This window comes from Streptomyces sp. ISL-11, from assembly GCF_018614525.1.
In the GTDB taxonomy this organism is placed as follows: domain Bacteria; phylum Actinomycetota; class Actinomycetes; order Streptomycetales; family Streptomycetaceae; genus Streptomyces.
In genome coordinates this window covers 1-10,099 of record NZ_JAGGOL010000204.1, presented here as the reverse complement: position 1 = coordinate 10,099, position 10,099 = coordinate 1, and the positions used below count along the sequence as shown (strand labels likewise).

At 72.2% G+C, this 10,099-nt stretch carries 9 protein-coding genes and 1 pseudogene; 3 read left to right on the top strand and 7 right to left on the bottom strand.

The genetic code is table 11. The features are described 5' to 3' along the window. A pseudogene (locus J7E86_RS29775) lies at nt 1-198 on the bottom strand (hypothetical protein); the annotation flags it as partial. Between the two features lie 256 nt (nt 199-454). On the opposite strand from J7E86_RS29775, the gene J7E86_RS29770 reads away from it, so the two are divergent. After that, nucleotides 455-2,602 carry a hypothetical protein gene (locus J7E86_RS29770; protein ID WP_215085925.1) on the top strand — a complete coding sequence of 716 codons (2,148 nt, stop codon included), beginning with the start codon at nt 455-457 and terminating at the stop codon, nt 2,600-2,602. A gap of 3 nt (nt 2,603-2,605) precedes the next feature. Here the strand turns inward: J7E86_RS29770 and J7E86_RS29765 are convergent, their stop codons facing one another. Both J7E86_RS29765 and J7E86_RS29760 read right to left on the bottom strand, forming a co-directional pair. Beyond that, the gene (locus J7E86_RS29765; RefSeq protein ID WP_215085924.1) at nt 2,606-3,649 is read right to left on the bottom strand and encodes a PD40 domain-containing protein; all 1,044 of its coding nucleotides are present in this window, start codon (nt 3,647-3,649) and stop codon (nt 2,606-2,608) included. Between the two features lie 30 nt (nt 3,650-3,679). Then, nucleotides 3,680-4,228, bottom strand: coding sequence for a MarR family winged helix-turn-helix transcriptional regulator (locus J7E86_RS29760; RefSeq protein WP_215085923.1), 549 nt, complete (start codon nt 4,226-4,228; stop codon nt 3,680-3,682). A 119-nt stretch (nt 4,229-4,347) separates the two neighbouring features. On the opposite strand from J7E86_RS29760, the gene J7E86_RS29755 reads away from it, so the two are divergent. Further along, a complete protein-coding gene (locus J7E86_RS29755; RefSeq protein WP_215085922.1) occupies nt 4,348-4,836 on the top strand; it encodes a cupin domain-containing protein in 489 nt (162 codons plus the stop codon). Between the two features lie 257 nt (nt 4,837-5,093). Next, complete coding sequence (locus J7E86_RS31940) at nt 5,094-6,314, top strand: cytochrome P450 (protein WP_215085921.1); 1,221 nt, start codon at nt 5,094-5,096, stop codon at nt 6,312-6,314. A 219-nt stretch (nt 6,315-6,533) separates the two neighbouring features. Here the strand turns inward: J7E86_RS31940 and J7E86_RS29745 are convergent, their stop codons facing one another. From J7E86_RS29745 to J7E86_RS29730, 4 genes are all read right to left on the bottom strand, one after another. Continuing rightward, nucleotides 6,534-7,484: a threonine/serine dehydratase gene (locus J7E86_RS29745; RefSeq protein ID WP_215085920.1), complete on the bottom strand. Its 951-nt coding sequence runs from the start codon at nt 7,482-7,484 to the stop codon at nt 6,534-6,536. A gap of 95 nt (nt 7,485-7,579) precedes the next feature. Beyond that, nucleotides 7,580-7,834 carry a hypothetical protein gene (locus J7E86_RS29740; protein WP_215085919.1) on the bottom strand — a complete coding sequence of 85 codons (255 nt, stop codon included), beginning with the start codon at nt 7,832-7,834 and terminating at the stop codon, nt 7,580-7,582. Beyond that, nucleotides 7,831-8,097 carry a hypothetical protein gene (locus J7E86_RS29735; protein ID WP_215085918.1) on the bottom strand — a complete coding sequence of 89 codons (267 nt, stop codon included), beginning with the start codon at nt 8,095-8,097 and terminating at the stop codon, nt 7,831-7,833. The genes J7E86_RS29740 and J7E86_RS29735 overlap by 4 nt, the downstream gene beginning before the upstream one ends. 172 nt (nt 8,098-8,269) lie before the next feature. Then, nucleotides 8,270-9,655, bottom strand: a complete 1,386-nt coding sequence (locus J7E86_RS29730) for a sporulation protein (RefSeq protein WP_308312777.1) — start codon at nt 9,653-9,655, stop codon at nt 8,270-8,272. Nucleotides 9,656-10,099: the final 444 nt, after the last annotated feature.

Genomic DNA, 10,099 nt, shown 5'->3' with positions numbered 1-10,099 from the left:
GGGTTCCACCGCGCGGCCGTGGCCGGCGAGGTGGCCCGCGGCCGCCGTGCGGGCGGCCGACGGTGTGGGCAGCGGCACCGGGCCGGGCCGGCATCCGGGTAGGGAGCACCGGAGCGCGAGGCGCGGTGCGGGGGGCCGGCCCGTGGTGATGGTCACCGTCCAGAGCTGTCCGATGGCCGGCTCGGCGTGCGTCGCCACAACTCACTCCCGGTGTCTTGGGTTTCGGTGTCGTTTCCGTCGTGTCGCGGTGGTGTGAAGAACCTCGGTTCCAGGGTGCGGTGCCGGGGCCGCCGGCGACATCCTCCGGCGCGGGTTTCCTCGGGGCGGCGGCCGTGCCCGAGGGGCCGGTGGGAGGCTTCCCTTCCCCTTCCGGGTTTCCGCCCACCTCGAGGAAACGTTCCGGCAGACTTTGCGGGCACCGTGCAGACACCGTCGCGACGACGAGGGGCAGTCCATGAACGGAACGCGAGGATTCACCCGCAGAGGGCTGTTACGGGCGGGTGCGGGGGTGGGTGGCGCGGCCCTGGCGGCCCAGCTGGCTCCGGGCATCCCCGGCCCGTACCGGATAGGGGAGACACCGGCCTGGGCGGCGAGCGCGGCCGGTGAGAAGGCCTTCCCGGAGTGGAGCAGGTTCGCCCGGCTGGCCGACGCCACGTTCGACGAGGACGCCGATCCGACCCGTGAGATGAAGCCCGTCATCACGGCGCTGAAGGCACAGAACGTCAATGTGATCGAGCTCGACACGATCCTGTCGCACTGGCTGACCGAGGCCGAGTTCACCGAGCACCTGGTGAAGATCAAGGAGTTCGTGACACTGGCGCACGCGGCGGGCATCCGCGTCGTCATGTACTACCCGTCCCTGGAAGTGATCAGCCTGGGCGGCGAGAAGGGCCGGTCGTTCTACAAGGACGGCGACGGGAAGGCGTGGGTGCAGCGGTCCCTCGACGGCAAGCCGAACGTCTTCTACGGCAGCCTCGTGGTCTGGGTCGACCCCGGTGACGAGAGCTGCTGGGTCAGTCCCAACTCGCCGTGGCGGGACTTCTACCTCGGCCGCGTCAAGAGGCTCGCGGGCACCGGCCTGGACGCGCTCTGGCCGGACGTCCCCATCTACTTCGACGGCGCGCTCAGCTGGTGCGACGCCTCCACCTGGGCCGCGGACGCGTTCAAGGCCGACACCGGGCTCGCCCTGCCGCCCAAGGACGATTTCACCAGTCCGCCCTTCCGCCGCTACGTCGAGTGGCGGCACCGCAACCTGAACCAGTGGCAGCTCGACATCGCCGCCGCCGGACGGTCCGTCAATCCGGACATGGTCACCTTCATCGAGACCGTGAGCATGGACTACAAGTACGCCACCACGATCGGTCTGGACGGTGCGTACCTGCGCAAGGCGGAGGGGGTGAGCCACGTCTGGGAGGTGGACATCCTCGGCCTCTACGACGGGATGCGCCACGCCACCGCGACGGACTGGACCTGTCTGATCTCGATGTACAAGTACGCGCGGGCGGCCAGCGGCACCAAACCGGCCTGGGCGTTCTCGTACGGCTGGAAGGCCGACGACGCGTCGCTGGTGATGGCCGAGCTGCTGGCGGCGGGCTGCAATCCGTACGAGGTCAAGAGCCCGTTCAAGGACGTCACCACCGACAAGGCGATGCGCACCCGGATGTACGCGTTCGTGGCGGCCAACCAGGAGAAGCTCTACGACGCCACGCCGGCGGCGACCGTGGGCGTCTATCACTCCTCGGCCTCGCGGGACTTCGTCAGCCCCTCGCCCGGCACCGGCATGTTCGCCAACGCCAAGGTGCCCACCGGGGTCAAGGACTGGTGGAGCGGCGGCAGCCCGGAGGAGAGCTGCGTCGAACAGCAGTGGCTGGGCGAGTTCCGGGGCACCGTCAAAGCCCTGGTGTACGCGCACATCCCGTTCTCCATCGTGACCAGCCCCGGCATCACCGCCGCGGACCTGGCCGGCTACCGCGTGCTGATGCTGCCGAACCTCCAGGCGGTCTCCGGCGACGAGGCGGAGGTGCTGCGCGGCTTCGTGGACGGCGGCGGCGTCGTGGTGATCACCGGGCCGGCGCCGACGGGTCTCGACGCGACGGGGACGGCGCGCGCGGAGTACGCCCTCGCCGACGTGCTCGGCTTCCGCAAGGCCGACGGGCCGCCGGCGAGCAAGGTGAACCGGTACGGCTCGGGCACCTGCTGGTATCTGCGGGACCTCGTGGGGAAGAAGTACCTGGCCACGACCGACCAGGGGAGCGCGAACCAGCTGCTGGCGCCGGTCACCGCCGCGGTCACGCCCGCCGTGACCCTGACGGGCGATCACCGGATCCATCTGGAGGTGGGCCGGCTCGGTGACGACACCGTCGTCCAGCTGGTCAACTTCTCCGGCTTCGGTGACGCCCCGGGTGCCTTCCGGATCGCACCGGCCTCCTGCACGGTCTCGCTGGAGCTGCCCGCGGGCCGGCAGGTGCGCTCGGCCACGGTCAGTTCCCCGGATGTACCCTCCCCCGCGCCGCAGCCGGTCACCTGGCGGGTCACCGGCACCACGGCCGCCTTCACGCTGACGGTGGCCCAGTACTCGCTGCTGACCATCACCACCGGCTGATCCTCACGGCTGCCGGGGGGCGGGGACCCGCCACAGCGAGGTCGGCCGGTCCTCGTCCCCCGTGTGGGCCTCGAAGGCGATCCACCGGCCGTCGGGCGACCAGCTGGGGGCTCCGTCGTAGCCGCCGGTGCTCCGGGTCACCCGGACCGGGCGGCCGCCGCCGTCCGCCGGGATCACGAAGATCTGCGGCACGTCGAGGCCGCCCGCGGTGGAGGAGAACACCACCGAGCGGCCGTCGGGCGACCAGCTGGGGTCGGTGTGCTCGCCGGGGACGTCGGTCAGCCGCCGCAGTCCGGTGCCGTCGGCGTTCATCACGTACAGCGCCCAGTCGTCACTGTCGTGCGCGCGCCGCTGGAAGACCAGCCGGCCGCCCTTCGGTGACCAGTTGGGCTGGCGGTTGTCCGTACGGGTGCCGGGGCCGTCGAGCAGGCGGGTCGCCTCGCGGCCGTCGCGCCGGACCTTCCAGAGGGAGCCCAGCGCCGAGCGTGACGGCCGGTCGCCGTCGTCCGCGCTCTCCTCCTCCAGGCTCTCCTGGAAGACGATCCACCGGCCGTCCGGTGAGAAGCTGGGCTCCAGGTAGCCGGAGTCCCCACGGTGTTCGGTGACCCGTACGGGCTGCTTCCCGCCCGGCGGCAGCACCCACACCTCGTCGCGGCCCGCCCGGTCGGAGGCGAAGGTGACTCCGGCCGAGGGGTGCCAGCTGGTGCCCGGCAGGTTCACCGCGGCCCGGTCGGTCTCCTCCAGCAGGGTGCCGGGCCGGGCGGCGGCGCCCTTGGCCAGGGACAGCACGCGCAGCGCGGCGGCGCCCTTGTTGTAGCCGTCCTGGAAGAGCGTGAACAGCACGGACCCGCCGTCGGGCGAGAAGGCGGGGTTCTGGGCGCTGCCTCCGCCCCGCCCCCGGTAGAGCAGCTGGGCGCCGTCGGCACGGATCGCCCGGTCGTCGGTGGGCGCGGGCGGACCCGGCTCACCGCCGCACCCCGTGAGGACGAGAGCGGTCAGGGAGAGGGCGGCCAGGAACGCCGCGGGAAGGAGCGGGCGACTGCGCACCGCACCGACGCTAGCGGAGGGCGCGCGGCCTCACCCGCGCTTCGGCTCGTTCGGTTCCTTCGGTTCCTTCGGTTCCTTCGGTTCCTTCGGTTCCTTCGCCCCGAGGGTGCGCAGGAGGGTGCGCAGGAGGCCGTCGAGCGTCTCGCGTTCCTCAGGGGTGAGCCCGGCCAGCAGCCGGGTCTCGTTGGCGACGTGCTCGGCGACCGCGGCGTCCACGACCCGGATGCCCTCGCCGGTCAGCGCCACCTTGAAACTGCGCCGGTCCCGCGGGTCGAGCGCCCGCTCGACCAGGCCTGCCGACTCCAGGCGGTCGAGGCGGTTGGTCATGCCGGCACGGGAGAGCATCAGCGTCTCGGCCAGTGCGGAGGGGATCAGGACGTAGGGCGGGCCCGAACGGCGCAGGGCCGCCAGCACGTCGAACTCGCCGCGCCGCAGGCCGTGCCGCTTGAAGACCGCGTCGATGGACTGCTCCAGGAGGAGCGCGACCCGCCCGAAACGGCCGATCGTACCCGCGGCGGACGTCTCCAGGTCCGGCCTCTCGCGGCGCCACTGGTCCAGGATCACGTCGACTTCGTCCATGCCCCGCAGTCTAGGCGATCATTCGAGGAGAGATAGTTAGGGCAAGAGATAGTTAGATGCCGTACTATCTCATCACGAACCAACGACCGGGCCGCCGGTCCGACGAGGGGAACAGCACCATGTCGCTGTACGGACACCAAGCCGTCCATGTGCGAGCCGCGGACGCCGAGACGCTGGGAGCGGCGGCGGGCCGGATCCGGCTGCTGGCCGACGCGAGTGCCACGGGAGGCGCGCTGAGCTGCCACAGGGTCACGCTCGCCGAAGGGGCCGACGGCGCCAACCCGCACTACCACACCAAGTCCGCCGAGCTCTTCTACGTCATCGAGGGCTCGGCGCAACTGCTGGCCGGCGAGGAGGTGGTCACCGCGCACACGGGCGATCTCGTCGTCGTACCGCCGGGCATGCCGCACGCCTTCGCCGCCGCGCCGGGCGCGGGAGCCGACCTGCTGATCGTCATCACTCCCGGCGTCGAGCGGTTCGACTACTTCCGCCTCCTGGACCGGCTGCGCAACGGCGAGGCGACGGTGGAGGATCTGCTGGCGAGCCAGGAGCTGTTCGACAGCCACTTCCTCGACAGCCCCGACTGGCGCGAGGCGCGCACGGGGTGACCGTGCGGTCGGCGCGGCGGGTCGCCGGGACGGTCCGCCGGCCGACGACCCGCGCCGTCGCCCTCCGCCCGCGAGCCGCTCCCTCGCCGGCACGCCGGACCGAGGCGGTCGGACCACTCCCCCCGGGCGGCCGGACGGGGTCGGCGGGGAGTCCGAATCACTCTCCGTAGCGATGTGTAATCACTTCGATACGGTGGGTAGGCTCGGGGGGCTGCCGCAGCCGACCCACCCTGCTCACCCGTTCGAGGAGGATCGCTGTGACCACCGACCGGATCGCCGCCCCCGCCGAGATCTTCACTCCGGGATTCTTCCAGGACCCTCACCCCGTCCTGGACGACCTGCGCTCCGAGGCGCCCGCCACGCTGGTCACGGGCGTGAGCGGCACCCGGCTGTGGCTGATCCCCCGCTATGAGGAGGCCCGCACCCTGCTCAACTCCCCCTTCGTGCACAAGGACGAGTGGAAACGGCCCGACCTGCGGGAGCGGCACTCCGGGCGCTCGGAGCGGCGCCGCGAGATGAGCACCCGCATTCGCGCCAACATGCTCCACGCCGATCCCCCCGACCACCAGCGGCTGCGCCACGGCACCCAACAGGCCCTCAGCCGGGGCCCGGTGGAGGCCATGCGCCACCGCATCGAGGTCTTCGCCGACGAGACGCTCGCCGCGCTCGACGACTCCGGGCCGGTGGAGTTCCGCGCACGGGTCGCCTATCCCTTCGTCATCGCCGTGATCTCCGAGCTGCTCGGCCTGCGTGATGAGGAACAGGCCGATTTCCCGGGCTGGTTCGACACCCTGATGTGCCGGCGCGGCTCGGCGAGCGGGCGCAAGACCTCCCTGCTCATCGCCGACTTCAGCGAGCGGCTCGGCGACCGCGGCCGCGCGCTGCCCACCCGGGGCCTGCTGTCCACGCTGGGCTCCAAACGCACCGGGCGGCGCGCCCTCAACCGCCACGAGCTCGCCTCGACCGCCTTCCTGCTGCTCATCGCGGGCGTGGAGACGGCCAACGCGATCGCCAACGGGATGTACGCGCTGCTGCGCCACCCCGAGCAGTACGCCGCCCTACTCACCGACCGCGCCCTCGTGCGCGGTGCCATCGAGGAGTGCCTGCGTTACGAGGGCCCGTTCCGCGCCGTCGGCCCGCGCCACACCTCGCAGCCGGTCGAGCTGGGCGAGGGCGTCACCATCCCCGCCGGGGAGTTCCTGCTGATCGCCGTCGCGGCGGCCAACCGCGACCCGCGCCGCTTCGCCGATCCGCACCGCTTCGACATCACCCGTACCGATCACCAGCACCTGGCCATGGGCCACGGCGCCCACCGGTGCGTCGGGGCACTGCTCGCCTACGCCCAGATGGAAGTGCTCTTCCACCGGCTGCTGGACCGTTTCCCCCGGATGCGGCTGGCGGTCCCCCCGGAGAAGATCGCGCGGCGGCCCAGCATGACGATGAACTGGCTGCAGAACCTCCCGGTCCTGCTGCGCTGAGCCGGAGGGCGCGCCGCGCCCGCTCTGAGGGAGGTCTTCCACCAGGCCCTGTCCGGCGGGTCGTTCGGCTGCGGGCCGTCTTTGCCGCCTGCGGCGGCGGGCGCCCTGCGGGCGCGTCCTCAAACGCCGGACGGGCTGAGATCGGCTGAGCTCAGCCACAATCAAGCCTGTCCGGCGATTGAGGACACCACCGCGCAGCGGTGGTGCGCACGATACGGCCTAACGCCGCACAAGGTCCGCGGGGTCGGTGTTGGCGCCGCAGAGCACGACGGCGACCCTCTCGCCCTCCGCGGGCGCGTAGCCGCCGTCCGGGTCGTCGAGTGCGGCCAGCGCCGTGGCCGCGGCGTGTTCGACGGCGACGCGGCGGTCGTCCCACAGCGCCCGGCGCGCGCGGACGATCGCACGGTCCGGTACGAGGACGGTGGTGACGTCGTCCGACTGAGCCGCGGCGAGCGCGAGCCGGGTGACGCGGCGGGCGCCGAGGGAGTCCGCGGCGACGGAGTCGACCGGTACGTCGACGACCCGTCCGGCCTCCAGGGCGGCGTCGAGCGCGCGGCAGTTCTCGGGCTCCACCGCGACCGTCCGGATCCCGTGCTGCCGGGCGGCCGTCGCGACGCCGGCGAACAGGCCGCCGCCGCCCACCGCGACGACGACGGTGTCGAGGCCGGCGACCGCCCCGCGGATCTCCTCCACGAGGGTGCCGGCCCCGGCGGCGATCAGCGGATGGTCGTAGGCGTGGCTGGCGAGGGCGCCGCTGGTGCGCGCGAACTCCTCGCAGGCCGCGAGGGCCTCGGCGTACTCGCTGCCGGCCAGTCGTACGTCGGCGCCGTAACCGCGGAGCCGGGCCACCTTGACCTGAGGGGCGCTCTCGGGCAGGAACACCGTCGCCGGCACGCCCTGCCACCGGGCCGCCCAGGCGCAGGCCAGGCCGGCGTTGCCGCCGGACGCGATGGTGACGCCGGCCTCGGGGAGGGTGCCCGCCTCGCGGTGGGCGGCCAGGAAGTTGTGGGCGCCGCGCGCCTTGAAGGAGCCCGTGTGCTGCATGAACTCCAGGGCCAGCCACCGCTCGTACGGCTGCGGCCGCGGGTCCGCGGTGACGGTGACGGGCCGGACGTGTCCGGCGACGCGGGCGGCCGCCTCCTTGAGGTCGCCGCTGGTCAGACGGTGCATGTAAAGGCCCTCCTCGGCCGTGGGCGGTCGCCTCGGAGCGGGGCGGGCGCGGGTGATTTCGCGCCGGGAAAGTGCCGAGGGCTCGGTGCCGGTTGCTACAGGTCGAAGTCGGTGATCGTGACGCGAGGTGGTGCGGTGCCCCGGGAGACGACGTAGACCATGGCGATCCCGTACACGAAGGCGGAGCGGAAGTCCTCGCTGCCTCGTCCGGGGTAGGTCACGGACACCGCTGCGTCGAAGGGGTCGGCGGCCAGTCTGGCGAGAGCGGCATCCAGGAGGCGCTGGTCGTACTCGTCGAGTGCCGCGTATTTCTTGTCCGCGTCCGGCGTGAGGGCAGCGCGATGGATCACCGGGCGGCCTCGTGAGGCACGGTGGGCAGGGTCCCGGCCTCGGCCTGGTCGAATGCGGCGTTCACCGCGGGATTCTTCTCGAAGACAGCGATACCGCCCCACAGCCCCACCAGGTGCTTGACGGCTTCGTCGTCCGGGGCGCCGGCGACAGCGTCGGCGAACTGGTGGCGCAGGTGCCGGGGGAGGGCACGCAGCACGGCCAGGACGGTGTCCGGTCGGCGCGGGTGCGGTCGGCCGTACGGTTCTACGGGCTGTGCGCTCACAGGCTCGCTCCCATCTGATGTCGATGGCACTGGGCGGGCATCGGATCCCCCACCGTATCGCGCTCATCCGCTTGCCGTACGGCCGCCCAGGCCAGGCTGGCAAAGGCCCGCAGGCACCCAAGCAGTCGGGGTCCCGGGATGCGGCTACTCATGCCGTACGGCAGTACAGGGCTCAGGCGGGAAGGCCGGCGGCCAGGCCCCCGACCTCGCTCAGGTAGGACAGGACGGTCCTCTCCCGGCGCCAGGGACGGAGCGAATCGGTGAAGATCCTGATGTAGTCGAGGCCGCGCACGGTCTGGAGCCGGGAGAACAGCCCCAGCGACTCCTGGTCGAGCCGCAGGCCGACGTCCAGGTTCCCCTGCTGCACCTGCGCCGTGGCCAGGACGGACAGCCGGATGCCCCTGGACCTGGCGAACGCCTCCCCGGGCATCGACCCCAGCGCGTGCCACGCGAAGACGGACCTGGGGTCCCCCAGGTCGCGGAAGACCTCCGTGGCGTCCGTGACGATCCGCTGCCGGGTGAAGAAGTCGATCCAGGGCCGCTCCCCCGGACCCTCGGCGCTGCCCCGCTCCTGGAACCGCTCGGCGGTGGCCAGACAGGCACTCGCCGACCGGGCGTCGCCCTCCCGCGCGTGCGCACGTGCTTCGATCAGCTTGGCGAAACCCAGCACCCGGGGGTCCGCGGCCGGTACCCGCTCGAACGCGCCCTGGGCCATGTCGATGGCCTGCGAGGAGAATCCCCGCATCATCGCCTGCATGGCCATCGTGGTGAGGATGTACGAGCCCAGGTGGATGTCGCCGCCGGCCTTGGCGAGCCGCAGTGCCTGAATGTAGTGGCGCTGGGCGATCTGGTGCCGGCCGGAGTCGAAGGCGGTCCATCCGGCCAGCCGGGCCATCTCGGCGGTCACGGAGAACAGGTCGCGGCCGTCACGCTCCGAGTACCGGGCACGGAGCAGCGGAGTGACCCGCTCGTACAAGTACTCGGTCAGCGAGCGGGACTTCCAGGCGGCACCGCCGAACCGGGAGTCCCAGGTCCGCGCGCTGTCGGCCGCGGCCCGGAGCTCCTCGATGTGCGTGCGGCCGACGGTGGTGACACCGAACGGCGGCCGCACGGCCTCGGTGGGACTGACCAGCCACCGGGTCACCGGTTCGGAGAAGGCGGTGGCGGCGAAGGGCGCCGCCGCCAGGAAGTTGCGTCGGTTCACGGTGCTCCAATACGAGGCCGCTTCGGCGAGCGCCTGCCGCTGGTCCCTCGGAAAGGCGAGTCCGACCGAGCGGTCGGCGGCGGCTGATTCCATGCCGATGTCCGCGAGGCTCACCGGCCTGCCGAGGCTCTCGGCGAGCACGGTGCACAGGTGCCGTGGGACCGGCCACCTCGGCCGCATGCCCCGCCGGGACCAGTTCACGACGGACGTGTGCGTGTAGTCGCTGGTGATGCCCTCGGCCAGACAGATCTCGTTCAGCCGGTGCGCCAGCCTCTTGTGGCTGACGCCGGCCTCCCGGATCATCTTCTCCAGGCGTAAGTTCGCCGCACGGCCGGCCGTCCTTTCTGTCGTCACCGCCTCACACTCCCCCATCGGCTGTGTCCGAACTCCAGCTTATCGAGGGGAAGTTGGTGTCCGTGCCTGCCGTAATCCGTGAGCCCCCCTCGTGAGCCCTGTGGTGGCGCTCCCCTCCTGCTCTCCTGGGAGAGCAACGGACACGGGACACACAGGATGCGGGGCTGACGAAGATGACGAGGCTCGCCGGGAAGACGCTGTTATCGGCCTGCGGGAATCACACGAGGAGCGCGGCACGAGGGCTGGTCGCGCTCGTCCCGACCGTCGCCCCCGTGCTCACCGAGGCGTTTCCGCCGTGGCCGGTCGTCGTCGCTCTCGTGCTGCTCGCCTCGGCGGCCTTCGCCGCGGGCCGGCCGGACCCACCCCGGGCGTGCCCGGCCCGGCGTGTCCCCGCGGTACGGCTGCGACGGCACCGGCGCCTCGCACGCCCGCACAGCCCCCGGC